This window comes from Thauera sp. 27, from assembly GCF_000310125.2.
Lineage (GTDB): Bacteria > Pseudomonadota > Gammaproteobacteria > Burkholderiales > Rhodocyclaceae > Thauera > Thauera mechernichensis.
In genome coordinates this window covers 1-20,058 of sequence record NZ_AMXB01000055.1, presented here as the reverse complement: position 1 = coordinate 20,058, position 20,058 = coordinate 1, and the positions used below count along the sequence as shown (strand labels likewise).

Below are 20,058 nucleotides of genomic sequence, written 5' to 3'. Positions count from 1 at the left end.
GGCCCGGGCGGCCTTGGTGGTGCTGCCGGCGCGGTCGCCACCCTGCTCGGCGCTGCCCCCGCCGCAGCCAAGGCCGCAGGGCGCGTGAACGTCAGCGTGCCGGGCTGCCCGGCGCTGGAGATCGCCAGCCCCTTCAGGCTCGAAGGCTGCCCCGGCGGGCGCGGCGACGGCGACTGGATCGCGGTGGCGGTGACGCACCGGCTTGAGCCCGGCCGGGGCTTCATCACCCGGGCGACGGGGGTGCCGGCATGAGCACGCTCTACGACACCATCCAGCAGATGATCCGGCGCGAACTCGCCAGCCGCCGCCAGACAGAGATCGGCATCGTGCAGGCGGTATTCCCGGCCGCATCGGGGGGCGGTGCCTACAGTGCCGACGTGGTGCTGCGCGACACCGAGCTGGTGTTGCGCCAGGTTCCGGTCGCAACCCCGCGCAAGGGCTTCGCCAGCCTGCCCGAGGTCGGCGACCTGGTGCTGCTCAGCTTCGTCGGTGGCGCGCTCAACCGCCCAGTGGTGTGCGGCACGCTCTACAACGAGGCCGACACGCCGCCCGACAACAGCGAAAACGACTGGGTGCTGCAACTGCCCTCGGGTGCCGACGCCCGCGATGGCGGCGTGCGCGTCGAGATCCGCCAGTCGTCGCCGCAGGGCTTCAGCGTCAGCCTGATGGGCGAGCGCTTCAAGCTCGAGGTCCAGGACGACGACCCGGTGATGCGGCTGCAGGTCGCCGACACCACGATCAGCATCGACGGTGGCGGCGGCGTCCAGATCGACACCCCGGGCAATCTCGATGTCTCCGCCGCGGGCAGGCTACGCCTCAAGGCGGACGGCGACGCCACGCTGGAGGCTGGCGGAAACCTCGTGCTCAAGGGCGCGATGGTCAAGATCAACTAGGTTGACGAGGGAGACGCGACGATGAGCCTGCCAGCCGCAAAAGAAGGCGACCGCATCCTCGCCACCGACATCCACATCGTGATGCTGCCCAGTCCCGGCGGCCCGGTGCCGACACCGCTGCCCAGCCCCTTCGTCGGCACGCTCGACGGTGGCCTGTCGGCCGACGTGCTCATCGAAGGCAAGGCCGCCGCCACCAAGGACTCGACCGCCACCAATACGCCCGGCCACATCCCGGCCGGTGGTCCGTTCCAGACACCGCCGTCGAACAGTGCCACCATCCTCGCCGGCTCATCCACGGTGCACATCAACGGCAAACCGGCGGCGCGCATGAGCGACATGGCGCAGACCTGCAACGACCCAGCCGACCTGCCCGCCGGCAGCGTGATCGCCAGCGGCACGGTCCTGATCGGATGAACGCCATGCCCAGCTTCCGCCCGCCCTCCACTGCGCACCTGCTGTGCGATATCGCCATCCATGCGGTGCATCGAGAGCTGCGTCCGGTGTACCGCCCCAGCGAGACTGCTCGGCGGCCGCGCTCGGCCTGGGACCTCGTCGCCCGCGACGGCCTGGAGAACCTCGCCCAGGCCGTCATCCTGCGCCTGCTCACACCGCGTGGCGAACTCGCCGCGCTCGGCCACCCCGACTACGGTTCGCGCGTGCACGAGCTGATCGGGCGTGAGAACGACAGCCCGCGCCGCAACCTGCTGCGGCTCTTCATCCTCGAGGCGCTGAAGGCCGAACCGCGTATCGACAAGGTGGCCGAGCTGCGTGTCGAGCCCTCGCCCGGCAGCCGCTCCACGGTCGATGTGCTGCTGCGGGTCAAGCCGGTCGCCGCCACCGAACTGGTGACGATCGGCCCCTTCTCCATCGAACTTGCCGTGTGAGGACGCCATGTCTTTCCGCCGCAAAACCTATCCCGAAGTGGCTGAAAGCCTGCTCAACCGCCTGCTGGGCGGCGTGAGCGGCGAGGCCCACCCCTATCCGCCGGCCAAGGCCGCGCGCGAACCCTACCGCCATGCGCTGGAGCGCCCGCCTGTCGACCGCATCACCGCGGTGTGGGGCGCGCACAACGGCGAGACCTACCGCTTCGCCGCCGATGCCGACTACGCCCTGTCGGCCGACGGCGCCGAACTCGAATGGCGGCCAGGTGGCGCCCGCCCCGACGAGGGTACGGCCTTCGAGGTGCATTACCTGCCGCGCCAGCGCGAAATGCGCGTCAACGATCTTTATCCCGGCTCGGTCGTGCGCACGCTGATGGAAGCCGTCGCGCTCGAGACTGCCGGCCTGTATGCACAGATGGAAACGGTCTACCGCGCGGGTTTTCTCGACACCGCCAGCGGCGGAGCGCTCGACCACGTCGTCGGCCTGCTCGGCATCCGCCGCGTACGCGCGGGGCGCAACAGCGGCGAACTGCGCTTTACCCGCGCACGCAACACCGCGGGCGAGATCACCATCCCCGCCGGCACCCGGGTGGCGACCGCTGACGGTGCAATCGAGTACGAGACCACCGCCGACCTCACCCTGGTCGACGGCCAGGCCGCGGCCAAGGTCGCCGCACGCGATCTCGTCGCCGCCAACGACGCCCTTGGTGCCGACAGCCTGGTGCTGATGGTGCGCCCGATCGCCGGCGTCGAGGCAGTCACCAATCCGGCCGCCACCGCACGCCAGGAGCGCGACGAGAACGACGACGAACTGCGCAGCCGCGCGCGCCGCTTTCTTGCCGGCTCGGCACGCGGCACACGCAGCGCGCTGGAAGCCGCGGTGGCCGCCGAAGGCCTGCGCGCCGAGATCCTCGAACCCTCGCCCGGCCGCGTCGACATCCAGTTGCAGGGCGTGCTCGACCCCGACCACCGCGCCCGCCTGGACAAGGCCGTGCGCAGCGCGCGCCCGGCCGGCGTGCAGGTGCACATCCATGACGGCAGCCCGCCGGCCAAGATCACGCTCGACCTGCGTCTCACCACCGCCCCGGGCCTGCTCGACACCGAGTTGCGCGCAGTCCAGGACAGCATCCGCAAGCGCTACGCCGACTACTTCGCCCACCTGCCGCTGGCCAGCGACGGCAGCCTGACGCGCCTGGTCGGGCTTGCGATCGGCGTCGACGGCGTCGACGACGTGCGCATCACGGCCGCCCACGCGGACGGCGCCGACGTGCTCGACAGCGCGCAAGGGGTATTGAACCTGGCCTCGCTATCGACCGAACTGGGCGAAGTGCGCATCGTCGACCCGGCGCTCGCCACCGCCCTGCGCCTGGTGCTGCGCTACCCGCGCAGCGCCGCGATCCCCGACCAGGCCAGGCTGAGCAGCGCCACCGAGGCCGCCATCGCCGCACTCAACGAGCTCGCCGCAGCCGGCAACGCCAGCGACGATGCCAAGCGCGTGCTCGACTGGAGCCGGCTCAGCCGCCTCCTGCCGCTCCCGCATGCGGGCTGGAGCAGCGCCACGCTGGCCCAGCAGCTCGCCGGCACGGCGGGTGCCAGCGCAGCCGACGTCGCCCCCTACACGGTGCACTGGGTGCTCACCCGCCCCAACGCACTCAGCCAGGTGCTGGACGGCCCCACTGCCCCGGGCTTCGCACTCGCCACCGGCGAACGCCTGTCACTCGCCGGCGTCGTGGTCGAAGTGAAGCCGAAGGATGCGCCATGAGGACGCCCCCGGCACGCCACGCCACCCACCCACGGAGGCCCGCATGAGCGCACGCGATCCGGCCTACGCCAGCCAGCACGAGCGCCTGCTGGCGCTGCTGCCCAGCCTGTGGCGTCCGCAGCACGACGAGGGCGGCCTGCTCGCCGACTGGCTGGCCGCAGTGGCCGCAGCCCAGGGCGAAGCCGCTGCCGAACTTCAGAACGTGCTGCGCGCGCACTGGTGGGACACCGCGGACGCCGCACTGTGGGCGCGCCACTACCAGGCCGACCGCCGGGAACGCGGCCTGCCTGCCGCCAACGTGCGCGAGCCGCGCGACCGCGCCGAACTGCAGCGCTACCCCTGGGTCCGCGACCTCGCCCGCATCGGCGCGCTGCTCGATCTGCCGCCCTGGCAGGAGCCCGCCAGCCTGCGCGAGAACGTCGAAGAATACCGCCAGCGCCTGCCCGACATCGTCGACGCCTGGCGGCTCGGGCTCACCACCCCCGATGCGCTGCAACGCCTGGTCGATGCCGCCCTGCCCGAGGACATGGCGGCGCCGCTCGCCCGCCAGCGCAGCCGCTTCGCACTGGAGGAACCGGTGGTCGTGCTGCGCCGGGTGCGCGCGCTGACCGCCCCGCCCACGGTGCAGCAGGGCGACCGCATCGCCCCGCTCGCACGCTGGCGGCTCGACGCCCCGACGACCCCCGGCTTCGTCCTCGCCGGCATTGCCGCCGACCCGCCCTGCGCCGCCACGGCAACGCCGATGATCGAGCGCTACACCCCCGGCACCCACCCTGTCGGCATCGGCCTGGCATGGACGGGCACACTGGCGCCCGAGCAGGCACTACGCCTGACGCCCACCCGGCGCGGCTGGCTGGCGCGCGACGCCCACCTGTTCGCCAGCGCAGCGGAGTCGGCCGCCAACGCCGGCCGCGACCCCTCGGCCAACGGCCCCTGGCAACAGGCCGCCAGCCTGCCCGCGGGGCGCATCCTCAGCCTCTCGGCCGCCCCTGACGGCAGCCTGTGGGCGCGCCAGCGCACGCAACAGACCTGGCGCGTACAGCGCTTCAACGGCAGCAGCTTCACGGCGATCGAGGCCGACGCACCCGACGGCCCCTACCTTGCCCTGTGCTGCGCCGGCGACTCGGCCTGGCTGGGCACCGATGCCGGCCTGTTCCGCTGTCGGCTGTGGCCGCAAGCCGGCGGCCTGCGCTGGCAGGCCGTCGACGGCATCGACGGCGCCGTGCGCGCGCTGGCCACGCATGGATCGACGCTTTACGCCGGCGGCACGGACGGTCTGAGCGTGCTCGATCTGGATCAGCCCGGAGAGCACCCGGCGATCGAACGCCGCCATGTCGGTCTCGACATCCACACCTTCCTCATCGACCACGACCGCGAGCTGGTCGCCACCGCCGACGCGCTCTTCATGTTCCGCCAGGGACGGTGCTGGCGCTACGAAGGCGCGGCAGTCTCCGAGCACCTGCCCGACTGGCAGGCCGAGCCTGCCGCAGCCGCCGGCCTGCACAGCCCCTTGCCGCCGCTCGACATACTGGCGGCGACGGCCGACGGCAGCCTGTGGCTGGGCGGCGCCGAGGGCCTGGCGCGCTGGCATGTCGCCGACGGCGAAGGGACGCGGCTGGAGGCCTTCCCCGAGCTGATCGGCGCGGTGCGCAGCCTGGTGGTGGACGAACGCGGCATGCTGTGGATCGCCGCCGACAACGGCCTGTTCCGCTACGACGGACGCGACCTCGCACGCCACGACACCGAAGCCGGCACCTGGCTGGCGGAGGGGCGAGCAGACACGGCCTACCCGAGCGACTTCACCAGCATGCCGCGCGGCCACTGGCGCTACGACCGCGACCAGGCGCGCTGGCTGCGCTGGGACGCCGTGCAGCGGCGCTTCGCCGACCCCGGGCTGGCTGACCGCCGCAACGCAGGCGTGGGCGCCGGGGCCGACGCGAACATCGCCGCCGTGCTGTTCACCCCGGGCGTGCGTGCCGAACTCGGCCAGTGGGATGCCGCCGCGGGCAGCTTCAGCGCGCATGCGGAGGTGCCGCCGGCCGAACTGCGCCTGCGCATCAAGGCGGACGAACTGCGCGTGGTTGATGGCGTCGCGCCCCTGCTGCCGCCGCCCAGCGGCCGTAGCGACGAGCGCTGGCGCTACCTGCAACTAGCCACCGCCGCCGCGCCCCCCGCAGGAGACAGCCCATGGTGGTCGACCGAGGGCCAGTTGTTTCCGGCGCCGGCACGCAAGGCTGTGCTGCCGGGGCATTTTCGCAGCGCACCCGCCTTCGTCGCCGACCCCGAGGGCGAAGGGCAATTCGACCACCTCGCCTTCACCTACCCGCCCTCGGCACGGCTGTGGGCGCTGCTGCCGGACGGCCCGGCAGTGGGTATCCGCATCCGACTGTGCCTGCCCGAGCCCGACGCCGCCGCCGACCCGGCGCTCATCGAGCGGGTGTGGAAGCTGGTCGAGCGCGCCCGCCCGGCCGGGGTGCCGCTGCAACTGATGGTCGAAGGCAGAATCGTCAAGGAGAGCACATCATGACCCTGGAACAAGCCAAGGCAATCGTCGACGGGCTTGGCGGCAAGGCGGCGGGCCACCTGATCCGGGCCGAAGACTGGAATGCGCTCGTCAGCGTGCTCGGCGCCTATGGCGCGCAGATCGAGGCCCTCGACACCGGGCTGCAGGGCGTGCAGGCCGACGTCGCTGCACTGGCAACGGAGGTGCAGGCCGCGATCGCCGAGCTCGCAGCGCGCGTCGTGCCGCTCGAAGGCCTGGACGAAGTGGTCGCACGCATCGATGCCGAGACCGCCCCGCTGCGCGAGAACTACCTGCTCAGGGTGAGCACGACGAACGAACACTACCTCGTCGGCCAGGTCGCCGAACTGGTGTTCACCGCCACCGCGCTCGATGGCGGCCCGCTGCCGGAGCCACGGCCCTGGCTCGACATCGTCACCACCTGGGGCCGGCTGCGCGCCGTACCCGGCTTCATCGTGCGCGAGAACGCCGAGGAAAACGCGCTCGCGGTGCAGTTCAACAACGCCGGCCAGGTGCGGGTGCAATTGCGCTCGCACTTCACCAAGGGCATCACTGCCAGCACCGAAGCGGCCTTTGCCGGCGTGCTCCAGGCCCAGGCCGGCAACAGCGGCAAGACCGTGATGCGGGTGCTGCAGGAGGCCGCTTCGCCGCAGGACCCGGAAGCGCAGATGGCCTTCCGCTCGATCAGCACGATGTATGAAGGCAACCGCAGCGTGCGCGGCTTTGCCGATGCCTACATCGACCAGTACACCGGCGGGCGCATCATCGGCGGCATCAGCCTCAACCCGGGCGAATGGCGCCACTACCGCGCCACCGTGATGGCCTTCGCCAAGCCCGATGCCGTCGCCACCTCGCCTGACCCGACACGCGGCGTCGCCACCATTCAGGTCAATTTCCGCGAATGGATCCCGAACTGGTCCTTCGGCCACATCGACTGGGTGGATCCGGTGCTGCCCGACTGGTCGCGACTGCTCGACGTCCACATCCGCGTACCGGACCTTGTGCACCGCATGGTCAGCGAACTCGACAAGCGTGCGACCGATGCCGGCGTGCTCGGCCGCATCCGCGACATGAAGGCCCTGGAGAAGGCGGCCAATGTCATCAACCCGGGCAACGACACGCTGATGCAGCACGGCAAGGCGATGATGCAAGGCGCACTGCAGATGCAGTTCGCGACGGGCTTCGCCGACACCGGCGTGGCCGCTGGCTACGCCCGCCAGGCCGGCGTCACCCAGCAGGTCAGCCAGACCGCAAAGGCGGCGCAGGACACGGCACTGGATGCCGCCACTGCCAAGCAGGCGGTCACCGTGCTGGAGAACCGCGTCAAGGCCGCGGAACAGACCGGCAAGGAGATCAGCGCCGGACTGCGCTCGCTCGGCGACGGCATCAACAAGATCGACGTCGTCCAGGTAGCCGACCTTGGGTCGCGCCTGAACGCAATCAACGCCTCGCTCAGCGGCCTGGCGAGCAGGATCCGCTGAAGGCGCAGGGCCCGCCACCACGAACCGACGCCAAGGCCATGCCGATCGTCCATCTGCAACCGAGCGATCTGTCTGCCGCGCAGGCGGCGCAGGTGCTCGACTTTCTGAACCGGGCAACGAGCCCTGCCCAGCTCGACCGCGACATCGAGTTTCCGGGCGAGCCCGACATCGGCGTGCGCCTGGGCCAGCGCCTGCTCGACGCGCGCGCGGCGCTCGGCGGCCGCTTCACCGACATCCTGCAGGTGCGCGCAATCCGCCTGATCGGGCCTGAACGCTTCACCGAGATCTGCGTCGCCGCGCTCGGGCTCGACCCGGTGCGCTGGGTGGCGCTGTTCTACGGCGGCGACCCACTCGCCCCCCAGGCCGAAACCGGGCTCGGCGTCAGCATCGAGGTGCTGCCGCAGACGGCATGGCTGGGCCAGCCGCGTACGCTGCGGGTGCGCGTGTGCGACCTCGGCGGCACGCCGCGGGCCGGCGTGCCGGTGGTGGTGCAGAGTGGCAGAGGTCATCTTGTGTACATGTACGGCTTCCGCCGTATCGAAGGCCAGGCGGTGACCGTGCTCAGCGGCGCTGACGGCACGGCCGAACTCGAGTTGTTCACCCCGCCCACCGAGCCCCTGTCCGAGAACCAGCAGGCGGCGCTCGAGCATGCACTCGCGGGCCTTGATGTGCACGCGCCGCACCCGCTCACCCTGGCGCCGGCACTGCGTGCGATCGCCGAGGAATACCTGCGCGACCGCAGCTACAGCTTGCGCAGCGCAATCGACCTCTACGTGCGCGACCACCGCCACGCCATGCTCGACAGCGTCAATCCCGGCCGCTGGCGTCTGGCCTGGCCGGCAGACAGCGCCTTGGTGCAGGCCGATGTGCTCGCCGACGAGGACAGCGGCACCAGCCTGGCGCGCGGCGTACGCACGCTGACCTGGATCAACTGGGTCGGCCCCTGGCTGAGCTTCATGGCCGAGGTGGTGGCCGACGGCGACGCATTGGGACGTGCCCTCGCCGATACCGCGAACACCCCCGAGGCTGACGGCCAGGCACTGGGGCGGCTGCTCAACCTTGGCCAGTCCTTCCTCGCGGGCAAGGCTGGGCGTACCGCGGAATGGCTGGGTCGTCAGCAGCTGACGCAGACGGTCGACCGCTTCCTCGGCAGCGGGGTGGACGCGCTGGCCCCGGCCGTACGCGACGATGTGGTGCGCCAGCTCGGCGTTGCCGCGAGCGGCGTCACGGCGCGCTCGCTCGGCAGCTTCACCTTCGCCGACACGGCACGCAACGCCCTCGACGCCCGCATCGATGCGGTCGCGCAGGACACGCTCACGCAGTTCGAACACCTGAGCGCGCTGGCCGTGGAGATCGACGGCAAGGCAGCCACGGTGAACCAGCAGATGCAGCAGATGCAGGCGCTTGCCGCAGGCGTGCATCAGGACCGCCTCGCCATCGATGCACGCTACTCCGACTTCGACAGCCGCTACACCCTTTTCGATAGCCGGCTCAACGCCTTCGACGCACAATACGGACAGTTCTCGACCGATATCGGCCGTTTCCGCGCCGATCTCGCCGGCTTCGACCAGAGCCGCGCCACCATCACCGAGCGCATCAACACGGTCGACCGCAACCTGAACACCGTGGTGAGCCTGAACAACCTGCGCCTGGGCGGGGGCTGAGATGAGCTCGCCCGCACTGGCGCCCTTCGGCCTCTACCGTAGCGCGGCATTCAACGCTGCGACACGGCTGAGCGCCGGTAACTCGCTCACACTCGATCGTCCGCAGGCGATCGGTGGCGGTGCCTTCGTGTTCCGCCTTTCGCTGTGGCTGCCGCTACCGCCGGCCTGTCGCGACGCCCGCGCACTGCAGCTCGCCGACAGCCGGCTGGAACTGCGCTTCACACCGGGCGAGATGACGCTTGCCACCGACGACAGTCACTGGTTCTCGAGCACCGAGGACACGGAACGGACGCAGGCACGACTGGGCTTCGTCTGGCCGGCAACGGTCGTCCGCATCGACGGCCCGCATGCGGGTGCTCAGTACGCCTTCGGCCTGCACCGTGCCGACGGCGAAGCGGTGAGCGCAGAGGCAAGCCAGCGCGGCAGGACCGGGCAGACACTGGCCCCCGCCTGGCAGGGCTCGCCGCTGGTGGTGCGCTTCGATGCCCCGGTGCCCTTGCACGCCAGCGCAACGCTCAAGAAACCGGCCGCCGCCAGACCCCGCAAGCTGCCGCAGGCGCGTGCACTCGGCGTCCCCGCCGCCGGCGGTCTCATCCAGTCTCATGACCATGGTCTGGTGGCGGCCCAGGCGGGGATCATCGAGCAGTTGCGGCGCAGCTCGCAGCTTGTCCCCAGCCTACGCATTGCCGCCCGCCCGACGAGCCCGCGCCTGCGCCTGGTGCTGGAGGAAGGCGGTAGCGAGCGTCTGTTGTGGCAGACGATCGCCGCCGGCGAGCACACCACTGCGGTGAGCCTGCCCACCGCCGAACTCGCCCAGGAATGGGCGGCCGCCCTCGAACAGATCATCGCCGCCTGCAGCAAGCTGGCGCCCGGCGCCGGGCTGCCCGGCCTGCGTCTGGACATCGAATCCGATGCCCCCTGCACGGTCAACGTGCTGCATGCGGCGCTCGCCCTCGACGCCGAATACGACCTGCTGACCGACGGCCAGGCCATGGCCCCCGGTGCGCCGAGGCTGGTTTTCGACGGCAGCCGCCGCACCCGGCTGGCGCTCGAACTGCCCGCCCCGCCTGCCGGCAACCGGCGCAGCCTGCAGCTCGGCGGGCGCATGCGCTGCGCGGACATGCCTGGCGTGGGGCCGGGCCGCGACGCAACCACGGCTGCTGCGCGCCAGGGCCTGCTGCTGGAGGAGGACCACCGCGTCGAATGCCGCCTGGCGCTGCTCGCCCCGAGCCGCGTGGCCGGCCTGGTGCTGGGCTGGCATCCACTGTCGGCCCGACTGCGTGGCAGCCTGCGCGTACTGCCCGCTGACGCCCGACGCGGCACACCCGCCCTGCTCGCACAGGCTTTCGACTTCGACACCGATACGGCAGGCGTGCTGATGCTCGCCGTGCGCTGGCCGGCCCTGGACCTGCAGGCGCAGGCGCTGCGCATCGAGCTGGGGCTGCAGGAAGGGCGTGGCATCTGGCTGAGCGGCAGCGCCGGCGAGGACTGGCACATACGCCAGGACGCAGGCGACCTCGATGGCAGGGCGCTCGCGCTGACGCTGGATGCCGCCTGGCTGGACGACGACGCCGGAGACGGCACCACGGGCGACGGCGCCCCCGCGCCGTCCTTCCACCTTGGCAGCCAGTCGCTCACGGCAACGGACATGGCACAAGGGCGCTTCGCGCTGTCGGTCGCGCCACCGGCACTGGACGCCTGGCCGGGACAGCCGCTGTGCGTGGAATCGGGTATCGCCGCCGAAGTCGCGATCGAGAGCGCCGTCCTCAAGCTGCGCCTGGGCTGACAGCCCGAGCATTGCAGCCAGGCGCGGCAGCGCCCAAGGCCGGCTCAGAACTCCACGAACAGATGCGACAGCCCGGCGGCGTCACCGATCGAGAAGCCCGATGCGCGCAGGCTGGCCTGGCGCGCAAACTCGAGGTCGGCCGGGTAGTCGGCATGCACGCGGTACAACAGTTCGCCGCAGGCAACCGGCTCGCCCAGCTTCTTCAGCAGATCCACCCCTGCGCCCTGCACTTTGGGCGCACCGGCCAGACGGGCGACGCGGGCGAGCTGCAGGTTGTCGATGCCGGTGACCACGCCGTCGGCATCGGCCGCCACCTCGAAGCTGAGGCGGGCGAGCGCCGGCGCGTTGTGGTCGAAGGGGCGCCCGCCCTGGGCACGGATGATCGCGTCCATCTTCGCCAGCGCGCGGCCGGAATCGAGGATGTCGCGCGCGATCGCGAAGCCGTCGCCACCGCGCACGTCGGGGTCGAACTCGAGCATGCGCCCGGCCAGGCGCAGCGCCTTCTGGCGCAGGTCGTTGGGCGCACGCGGATCATTCTCGAGCACCCGCATCACGTCGCGCGCCTCCAGCACGGGTCCGATGCCGCTGCCGACCGGCTGGCGGCCGTCGGTGATGACGACGTCGATCACCAGATTCATGCGCGCCGCGACGAACTCGAACAGCTTGCGCAGCTTCTGCGCATCGGGCATCGAGCGCACCTTGGCGGTCGGCCCCACCGGAATGTCGAGCACGAGATGAGTGGAGCCCGCCGCCACCTTCTTGGACAGGATGGAGGCCACCATCTGCCCGGGCGAGTCGATGGACAGCGGGCGCTCGACCGAGATCAGCACGTCGTCGGCTGGCGACAGGTGGGCGGTGCCGCCCCAGGCCAGGCAGCCACGGTGCTCGCGCACGATGTCGGCGAGCGCATCGACCGGCAGCTCGACCCTGGCGAGCACCTCCATGGTGTCGGCGGTGCCGGCCGGCGAGGTGATCGCGCGCGACGAAGTCTTCGGGCACAGCATGCCGTGGGCGGCGACGATGGGCACCACCAGCATCGAGGTGCGATTGCCCGGGATGCCGCCGATGCAGTGCTTGTCCACGACCGGGCGCTCGCGCCAGTCCAGGCGCTGGCCGACCGCCGCCATCGCCTCGGTGAGGAAGTACACCTCCTCGCGGTCGAGCTCGCCCTGGTTGCTGGCGACGACGAAGGCGGTGAGTTCGATCTTGGAGTAGCGATGCTCGGCGATGTCGCGCACGATGGCGCGGAAGTCGTCGCGCCCCAGGCGCTCGCCCGCGATCTTGCGGTGCAGCGCGGGAATGGACGACGGCGGCTCGGCCTGCGCCACCATGGCCGGGTGGCCGTTATCCACACCGAGCTGGGCGAAGGCGTCGATCGACAGCCCGATCTCGTTGCAGCGCACGATGCGCGGGTCGTCCACCACGTTCAGCGTCGCCAGCACGCGCCGGCCATTGGCGCGCACCTCGACCTTGGCCAACGCCTGGAAGCCCTCGGCGCGATAGATCTCGCAGTCGCGATTGAGGTAGGCGACGTTCTCGCGATAGGTGTCGATGGCAACGCGCCGCAGGCTGAGCGGGAAAGCTTCCTCTGCGCCGCTTGCGGCCGGCCCGGGGGGCGGCAGTGCAGGAGTCGTCTTCATGACGACAAGACTACACCTGCTCATGCGGGCAGAGCAGCCCTGCCGTCATCGGCGCGAGACACAGCGCACACCGCAAGCGAACAAGCTTGCCAAAGGTCAATATGGTCAAGGCCTTGGGAGCCTATGCTGTGATCTGGATCACATGCGCTTGCACGGAGGCCCGCCATGACAAACCGCAACATCTCCTTCATCGTCAAGGACCAGGCGCCCTTGATGATGCGACCTTCGGACACGGTGCAGACCGCTTGCCAGCAGATGTGCGAACGCCGTGTCGGCGCAGTGCTGGTGACCGATGCCCGCGCCCACCTGAAAGGCATCTTCACCGGTCGCGATGCGGTGCAGGTGCTGGCCCGGGACGCCAACGCCGCGCATGTGCATCTGTCCGAGGTGATGACGCCCAAGCCCGACACCATCGAACCGGAGCGCACCGCGATCGAGGCCCTGCGCATGATGTGCGACGGCGGCTACCGCCATGTACCGGTGGTCAAGGATGGCAAGGTGGTGGGCATCGTCTCGCGCAGCGACTTCAAGGGTCTCGAGCTCGACCAGTTCGAGGACGAGCTCAGCCTGTGGGAGCGCATCTGCTGAGCGGCACGCTCAAGGATCGACCTGGAAGCGCAGGGTACCGATCATGCGATCGTCCGCAGTCAGCACACGCACCTGCCAGCGCCCTTCCGGGCGCTCCGGGAAGTTGAGCTTGCGCGTCCACGCCCGGTAGCCCTCGGCGCGCCCACCCTTGACCTCGAGTTCGATGCTGTCGACCTCGCGTCCCTCGTGCAGCCAGACATGGCGCACGCGCTCGCTCAGGCCGAGGGGCGCGTGGATGGCGGTGTAGGCGTACAGGCCGTGCTCGCGCAGCTGCGCCGCACCGATGCGCTGCAATGCCAGCTCCGGGCTGCGCCCGACGGTGTCGAATGCCGTCGTCACCGCCACCTCGGTCAGCCTCAGCGTCGCTGGCGGCACCCACAAGCGGGCAAACCAGCCGGCCGCCCCCAGGCCCGCAAGCAGTACGAGCACGAGCAGCGGCCGCCACCAGCGCGGCAGCGTGATCAGGCCGGCCAGGGTCGGAAAGGACAGCAGCACCGCAATGCCGAGGGCCAGTTGGTAGCTGGCCATGGCCGGCAGGCGCAGGATCAGCGGCAGCGCCACCAGCAGCAGGGCGAACAGGGCAAAGGTGTGATAGCCGAGGAACAGCCAGCGTCGTGTCGCCAGCCTGCGGTAGTAGATGGGGTCGATGATCGCGACCAGCGCCGCCGCCGCCACCGCAATCGAGAACAGGGCCTGGCCACTGTTCCAGGACGTGCTGGCGGCAAAGAAGGGCAGCGCGAAGAACAGGCTTTCCTGGTGCGTGAATTGGGTCAGGTAGCGCAACAGCGCAGGCGGCGGGGCATGACCGAAGCGCGTTGCAACGGCCTGGCTGAGCACACGCTCGAGCACCAGCAACAGCCAGCCCGCCAGCATGGCGATCGCCATCACCCGGCCCACACCTTCATGGCGCTCGATCAGGGTGAAGCTGAGCACGCCCGACACGAAACCGAAGGCTGCGACCAGGCCAGGATGCCTGCGCACCCAGACCACCCAACGCAATATTCGACGCTTCAACACCGGCACTTGATCGCTGCGCGCTGCGGGCCCGCCGCTCAGCGCATCAGGTCGCGCAAGTCGGCGACCGCCTCGCGGCCGAAGTCGTCGTCGAGCAGGTAATCGACCAGGTGCATCGCACACACCTCGGGCGCCACCAGCGCGCCGCTGCGCTGCAGGTCGACGAAGCGCTCGCGCTGCGGAAAGCGTTCAGCCGAGGCGGCGCGGATCTCCGCCTGCATGGCGGTGTCGAGCACACCCGGCGCCAGGCTGCAGATGCGCAGGCCCGGTATCGCCTCGGCCTGCACCGCGCGCGCGTGGTGGTCGAGCGCGGCCTTGCCGGCGCAGTAGACGCTCCAGCCCGCATACGGCTTGCGCGCCGCACCGCTCGAGACATGCACGATCCTGCGCTCGTGCGCCGCCGGACTGGCCGGCACCAGGGCCGCAGCCAGCATCAAGGGGGCAGCCACAGAAAGCGCGATGGCCCGGCCCACGGCTGCAGGCTCCTGCGCCGGCAACAAGGCCATCGGTTGCAGGGTGCCGGCATTGTTGATCAACAGCACCAACGCTGCATCAGCCAGCCAGTCCTGCAAGGCGCCGCCGGCCAGCCAGGCAGCAAGCGCCGCGCTGTCGCCAAGGTCCAGGCTGCATTCACGCAGCTGCAGCGGATGCGCCGCAGCCAGCTCGGGGTTGCCCTGCCGCGCCAGTCCCAGTACGTCGACGCCGCGCGCGAGCAGTTCGTCGGCCAGCGCCGCCCCCAGGCCGCGGCTGTGGCCGGTCACGATGGCCTTGGTCCTCATGTTCGCATCCCTTCCACAATCGCCCTCACCAGGGCAGGCGCTCACCAAGATAGCTGAAGAATGCCCCCGAGTCCTCTGCCCCCAGGCCGGACAGCACGCCGAGCAGGCGCTCGGCCGCCAGCCGCGGCGGCTGCACCTGCAGGCCGGCCTTGGCAAAGGGCGCCGACAGCCGGGTATCGACCGTACCCGGATGCAAGGCCACGCACAGCGCACCCGGACTGCGCCGGCGCAGCGCGACGGCAGCCGTGCGCACGAACTGGTTGAGCGCCGCCTTGGAGGCACGGTAGCCGTACCAGCCGCCGAGCCGGTTGTCGCCGATGCTGCCGACCTTGGCCGAGAGGGTCGCGAACACTGCACGCCCGGTCGCCGGCAGCAAGGGCAGGAAGTGCTTCATCAGCAGCGCCGGGCCGATGGCGTTGACCGCAAAGGCATGGGCCAGGTGGGCAGGATCGAGCTGGGCCAGGCTCTTCTCCGGGCGCATACCCTCGCCATGGAGGAAGCCGGTGGCGTCGAACACCAGCCTCGGCACGCCGCGCGCAGCCACATGCCCGGCACAGGCGGCAATGCTGGCCTCGTCGAGCAAGTCGAGCGCAGGCGTGCTGCTGCGGCCGAGGACCACGACCTCGGCGTAGGCCGGGTCGGCGCGCAGGCACTCGACCACGGCAGCGCCGATGCCGCCGCTGCCGATGACGACGGCGAGCGCAGGCGTATCGCCGGCACTCACCGCACCACCTCCTGCACAACGGCAGCACCGTCCCATTCACCCTCACGCCCCTCCTCGACGGCGTGGCAGGCGACACGCTGGCCGCCGTCCAGCGGACGCAGGGCGGGCGCCTCGCTGCGGCAACGCGCGTCCGCCAGCGGACAACGCGGATGAAAGCTGCAGCCGGGCGGCGGCGTGATCGGGTTGGGCACTTCGCCGCGCACCAGGTCCTCGCGCTGGCCGCGCATCTCCAGGCTGGGGATGGTCGCCAGCAGCATGCGCGTGTACGGATGGCGGGGGCGCTCGAAAAGCGTCCGGCTGGCAGCGATCTCGACGATGCGGCCGAGGTACATCACCCCCACTTCGTTCGCCATGTGGCGCACCACCGCGAGATCGTGGCTGATGAACAGGTAGGTGAGACCGAGCGCATCCTGGAGGTCGCGCATGAGATTGAGGATCTGCGCCTGCACCGACACGTCGAGTGCCGAAGTCGGCTCGTCGCAGACCAGGAACTCGGGCCGGTTGGCCAGCGCACGCGCGATACAGATGCGCTGGCGCTGGCCACCGGAGAACTCGTGCGGATACTTGGCGCCATCGGCCGGGGACAGGCCAACCTGGGTCAGCAGCTCGGCAACGCGCGCGCGGATGGCCGCCTGCTCCGTCTCCAGGCCGAACACACGGATCGGCTCGGCGATGATCCGCTCCACCCGCCAGCGCGGGTTCAGGCTGGCGTAGGGATCCTGAAAGATCATCTGGAAGCGGCGGCGCAGCTTCTGGCGCTCGGCCGCGCGCGTCACCAGCGCGAGGTCGTGGCCATCGAACACGATGCGCCCTGCAGACGGCTCGTAGAGGCCGACGATGAGCCGCGCCACCGTCGACTTGCCGCAGCCCGACTCTCCCACCAGGGCGAAGGTCTCGCCGCGCGTGATGTCGAAGGACACGCCATCGACCGCCTTCAGCCACCGCCGCGGCGCGCGCTCGAGCAGGCGGTTGAGGAAGGGCTTCGAGACGTCGAAGGCGCAGCGCAGATCCTCGACCCTCAGCAAGGGCTGGCCCCCAGCCTTCGCAAGCTCGACACCCGACGCAGCTGGCACGGCGTCGACGTCAGGCGCGCCATCGCCAGCAGCCGCGCTCGCCAGCGAAGCCGGGACGGCGTCCCGCTCCGGCCCCGCCACGTCGTGTTCAACTGGCTGGTGGATCAGCCCCTCGGCGTCCTCCACTGCGGCCTGGTCCTCGCGCCTGGCCTTGCTCACCGCGCGCTCGATGATGCTCATCACGCGCCCTCCACAGGCTCGGTGCCCGGCGTCGACGCCAGGTCATCGGCATAAAGCCAGCAGGCCGCCCGCGTCGCGCCGGCGGGCAGCAGCTCGGGCCGGACCTCGCGGCAACGCGCGAAGGCCTCGCCACAGCGCGGGTTGAAGGCACAACCGGCGGGTATCGCAGTCAGCCGCGGCATGGCGCCGTCGATCTGCACCAGGCGGCGAACGTCCGCCCCCAGCACCGGGATCGAGCCCATCAGGCCGCGCGTGTAGGGGTGTGCAGGCCGGCGCACGACTTCTTCGACCGGGCCGATCTCGGCCAGCCGGCCGGCGTACATCACCGCGACGCGGTCGGCGGTCTCGGCGATCACGCCCATGTCGTGGGTGACCAGCATGACCGCTGTGCGATGCTGGCGGCACAGCCGACGCAGCAGGGCGATGATCTGCGACTGCACCGAGACATCGAGCGCGGTCGTCGGTTCGTCGGCAATGATGAGCTCGGGCTCGGCACAGAGGGCGAGTGCAATCACCACGCGCTGGCGCATGCCGCCGGAGAACTGGTGCGGGTAGTGGTCGATGCGCTCGCGCGGGGCCGGGATGCCCACCTCCTCGAGCAGTTCGATCGCGCGCTCACGCGCCTGGCGATCGGACAGATCGAGGTGGGTGAGCATGGTCTCCACCAGCTGCTGGCCCACCGTATACAAGGGGTTCAGGCTGGTGAGGGGGTCCTGGAAGATCATCGCGATGCGCCGCCCGCGCAGGCGGCGCATGCGCTCGGCAGGCAGGGCGTGGATGGGTTCGCCATCGAGCAGGATCTGTCCACCTGCGATGCGCCCGGGCGGCTCGAGCAGGCCGATGATGGCGGCACCGGTGAGCGACTTGCCGGCACCGGACTCGCCGACCACGCCCAGCACCTCACCGCGCGCGATGTCGAAGGACACGTCGTCGATCGCCACCAGGGTGCCGCGCCGGGAGGGAAACTCGATGCGCAGATTGCGCACCGACAGCAGCGGCACGTCTTCGCGCGCCGGCACCTGGTAAATCACAGGGGACCGGGATCTCATCGGCGCAGCCTCGGGTTGAGCGCATCACGCAGCCAATCGCCGAGCAGGTTCACCGCCAAGGCCAGCAGCAGCAGGGTCAGCCCCGGGAAGAACACGATCCACCACTCTCCCGAGAACAGGAAGTCCTGGCCGACACGGATCAGCGTACCCAGGCTGGGCTGGGTCGGCGGCACGCCGACGCCAAGGAAGGACAGCGTCGACTCCAGAATGATGGCGAGCGCCAGGCCGATGGTGGCGATCACCAGCACCGGCCCCATCACGTTGGGCAGGATGTGGCGCAGCAGGATCATCGGCGCCGGCACGCCGATCACGCGTGCGGCCTGCACGTACTCCTTGTTCTTCTCGGCCAGCGTCGAGCTGCGCACCGTGCGCGCGTACTGCACCCAGTCCGACAGCCCGATCGCCACCACCAGCACGTACACCGCCATCCTGTCCTGCAGCGCAGGCGGCACAACGCCCTTGAACACGCCGAAGATCAGCAAGGCCACCAGGATGGCGGGGAAGCTCAGCTGAACGTCGGCGATACGCATGATCAGACTGTCCACCCAGCCGCCGCGGTAACCGGCGATGAGGCCGAGGGTGATGCCCAGCACCGCGGCGAAGGCCACCGCGGCGAAGCCGACCAGGATCGACACGCGCGAGCCGTAGAGAATGGCCGAGAACAGGTCACGGCCCTGGGCGTCGGTGCCCAGCCAATAGACGTTGCCAGTGAATTCGTTGGCCTGCATGGGCCGGGTGAAGCCGTCCATCAGGTTGAGCGTGGCGGGATCGAAGGGATTCTGCGGCGCGATCACCGGTGCCAGCAGGGCGGCGGCGAGGATCACCAGCGTGACCAGCGCCGAAAGTATGGTCACCGGTGAATGGGTGAAGCTGTAGAAGAGGTCGCTATCGACCAGGCGCGCCCAGCGCGAAGCGGGTCGGGCGGCGACGGTGGGCGGGAGATGGGATGTGGAAGGCATGCTCGGGACCTGCTCCTTGGCGCCGGCTCAATGCCCACGGCCACTGCGCTGCACGCGCAGGCGCGGATCGACGACGAAATACAGCAGATCGACGATGAGATTGATGACGACGAAAATCAGCGCGATCAGCACCAGATAGGCGGCCATCACCGGGATGTCGACGAACTGCACGGCGGTGATGAAGAGCAGGCCCACGCCGGGCCACTGGAACACGGTCTCGGTGATGATCGCGAACGCGATGATCGAGCCGATCTGCAAGCCGGTGATGGTGATCACCGGCAGCAGCGTGTTCTTGAGCGCATGGCCGAAATGCACCGCGCGGTTCGACAGGCCGCGTGCGCGCGCGAACTTGATGTAGTCGGTACGCAGCACCTCGAGCATCTCTGCGCGCACCAGGCGCATGATCAGCGTGAGCTGGTACAGACCGAGCGTGATCGCCGGCATGATCAGCGACTTGAGGCCGGAGGTGGTCAGCAGCCCGGTGGTCCACCAACCGAGATCGACCACCTCGCCGCGACCGAAGGCCGGCAGGACCTTGAGCTCCACCGCGAACACGTAGATCAGCAGGATGCCGATGAGGAAGGTCGGCAGCGACACCCCGACCAGGGACAGGCCCATGATCGCATTGCTCAGCCAGCCGTCACGGCGCAGCGCGGTATACACGCCGAGTGCGATACCGATCACCAGCGCGCCGACGCCCGAGATCAGCGCCAGCTCCAGCGTGGCGGGGAGGCGCTCGGCGATCACGTCGGCCACCGGCCGCGCCATGCGGTAGGACACGCCGAACTCGCCGCGCGCCGCATTGGCCACGAAGCGCAGGAACTGCACCGGCACCGGGTCGTTGAGGCCGAGCGAATCGCGCAGGGCGTCGCGCTCGGCCATCGTCGCCTCCTGGCCGACCATGTTGTTGATGGGGTCGCCGATGTAGCGGAACAGCCCGAAGGACACCAGCGCCACGGCGAGCATGACGAGGACGGACTGCAGCAGGCGACGCAGGATGAAAGCGAGCATCAGGAGCGCGAACGATGGGAGATCATGGCCGGGCCAGACGCCGCAGGGACCAC

18 protein-coding genes are annotated in these 20,058 nt (G+C 70.3%); 10 read left to right on the top strand and 8 right to left on the bottom strand.

Annotation, left to right across the window (positions count from 1 at the left end):
• From B447_RS20005 to B447_RS19965, 9 genes are all read left to right on the top strand, one after another.
• On the top strand, positions 1-252 hold a 252-nt coding region (locus tag B447_RS20005), incomplete at its 5' end, for a hypothetical protein (RefSeq protein WP_002945043.1).
• The gene (locus tag B447_RS20000) at positions 249-893 is read left to right on the top strand and encodes a phage baseplate assembly protein V (protein WP_002925976.1); all 645 of its coding nucleotides are present in this window, start codon (positions 249-251) and stop codon (positions 891-893) included. The genes B447_RS20005 and B447_RS20000, both read left to right, overlap by 4 nt.
• 21 nt (positions 894-914) lie before the next feature.
• The gene (locus B447_RS19995) at positions 915-1,307 is read left to right on the top strand and encodes a PAAR domain-containing protein (RefSeq protein WP_002925974.1); all 393 of its coding nucleotides are present in this window, start codon (positions 915-917) and stop codon (positions 1,305-1,307) included.
• 5 nt (positions 1,308-1,312) lie between these two features.
• Positions 1,313-1,777 (top strand): GPW/gp25 family protein, encoded by a 465-nt coding sequence (locus tag B447_RS19990; RefSeq protein ID WP_002925972.1) that lies wholly within the window; start codon positions 1,313-1,315, stop codon positions 1,775-1,777.
• 7 nt (positions 1,778-1,784) lie between these two features.
• Complete coding sequence (locus tag B447_RS19985; protein ID WP_002945040.1) at positions 1,785-3,536, top strand: baseplate J/gp47 family protein; 1,752 nt, start codon at positions 1,785-1,787, stop codon at positions 3,534-3,536.
• A gap of 43 nt (positions 3,537-3,579) precedes the next feature.
• Positions 3,580-6,063, top strand: a complete 2,484-nt coding sequence (locus tag B447_RS19980; RefSeq protein WP_002945037.1) for a hypothetical protein — start codon at positions 3,580-3,582, stop codon at positions 6,061-6,063.
• Positions 6,060-7,538: a hypothetical protein gene (locus B447_RS19975; RefSeq protein WP_002945035.1), complete on the top strand. Its 1,479-nt coding sequence runs from the start codon at positions 6,060-6,062 to the stop codon at positions 7,536-7,538. Before B447_RS19980 ends, B447_RS19975 begins: the two co-directional genes overlap by 4 nt.
• Positions 7,539-7,576: 38 nt before the next feature.
• Entirely contained in the window at positions 7,577-9,202 is a 1,626-nt protein-coding gene (locus B447_RS19970) for a hypothetical protein (RefSeq protein WP_002945033.1), read from the top strand.
• Position 9,203: 1 nt separating this feature from the next.
• Positions 9,204-10,988, top strand: coding sequence for a hypothetical protein (locus B447_RS19965; protein ID WP_002945031.1), 1,785 nt, complete (start codon positions 9,204-9,206; stop codon positions 10,986-10,988).
• Positions 10,989-11,032: 44 nt separating this feature from the next.
• On the opposite strand, the gene B447_RS19960 is transcribed toward B447_RS19965, so the two are convergent.
• Complete coding sequence (locus B447_RS19960) at positions 11,033-12,628, bottom strand: thymidine phosphorylase family protein (protein ID WP_002945029.1); 1,596 nt, start codon at positions 12,626-12,628, stop codon at positions 11,033-11,035.
• Positions 12,629-12,793: 165 nt separating this feature from the next.
• On the opposite strand from B447_RS19960, the gene B447_RS19955 reads away from it, so the two are divergent.
• Positions 12,794-13,216: a CBS domain-containing protein gene (locus tag B447_RS19955; RefSeq protein ID WP_002945026.1), complete on the top strand. Its 423-nt coding sequence runs from the start codon at positions 12,794-12,796 to the stop codon at positions 13,214-13,216.
• Positions 13,217-13,225: 9 nt separating this feature from the next.
• Here B447_RS19955 and B447_RS19950 read toward each other — a convergent pair whose 3' ends face one another.
• The 7 genes from B447_RS19950 to B447_RS19920 are packed head-to-tail and all read right to left on the bottom strand — an operon-like array spanning position 13,226 to position 20,005.
• Positions 13,226-14,233, bottom strand: coding sequence for a DUF5924 family protein (locus B447_RS19950; protein ID WP_269745267.1), 1,008 nt, complete (start codon positions 14,231-14,233; stop codon positions 13,226-13,228).
• A 35-nt stretch (positions 14,234-14,268) separates the two neighbouring features.
• Entirely contained in the window at positions 14,269-15,009 is a 741-nt protein-coding gene (locus B447_RS19945) for an SDR family oxidoreductase (RefSeq protein ID WP_002945020.1), read from the bottom strand.
• 25 nt (positions 15,010-15,034) lie between these two features.
• Positions 15,035-15,733 (bottom strand): SDR family oxidoreductase, encoded by a 699-nt coding sequence (locus tag B447_RS19940; protein WP_002945019.1) that lies wholly within the window; start codon positions 15,731-15,733, stop codon positions 15,035-15,037.
• On the bottom strand, positions 15,730-16,986 hold the full coding sequence (locus B447_RS19935; RefSeq protein ID WP_002945018.1) for an ABC transporter ATP-binding protein: 1,257 nt from the start codon (positions 16,984-16,986) through the stop codon (positions 15,730-15,732). Before B447_RS19935 ends, B447_RS19940 begins: the two co-directional genes overlap by 4 nt.
• Complete coding sequence (locus tag B447_RS19930) at positions 16,986-18,035, bottom strand: ABC transporter ATP-binding protein (RefSeq protein WP_232431684.1); 1,050 nt, start codon at positions 18,033-18,035, stop codon at positions 16,986-16,988. The genes B447_RS19935 and B447_RS19930 overlap by 1 nt, the downstream gene beginning before the upstream one ends.
• The gene (locus tag B447_RS19925; RefSeq protein ID WP_002945016.1) at positions 18,032-18,994 is read right to left on the bottom strand and encodes an ABC transporter permease; all 963 of its coding nucleotides are present in this window, start codon (positions 18,992-18,994) and stop codon (positions 18,032-18,034) included. Before B447_RS19925 ends, B447_RS19930 begins: the two co-directional genes overlap by 4 nt.
• Before the next feature lie 27 nt (positions 18,995-19,021).
• Positions 19,022-20,005 (bottom strand): ABC transporter permease, encoded by a 984-nt coding sequence (locus B447_RS19920; RefSeq protein WP_002925946.1) that lies wholly within the window; start codon positions 20,003-20,005, stop codon positions 19,022-19,024.
• Positions 20,006-20,058: the final 53 nt, after the last annotated feature.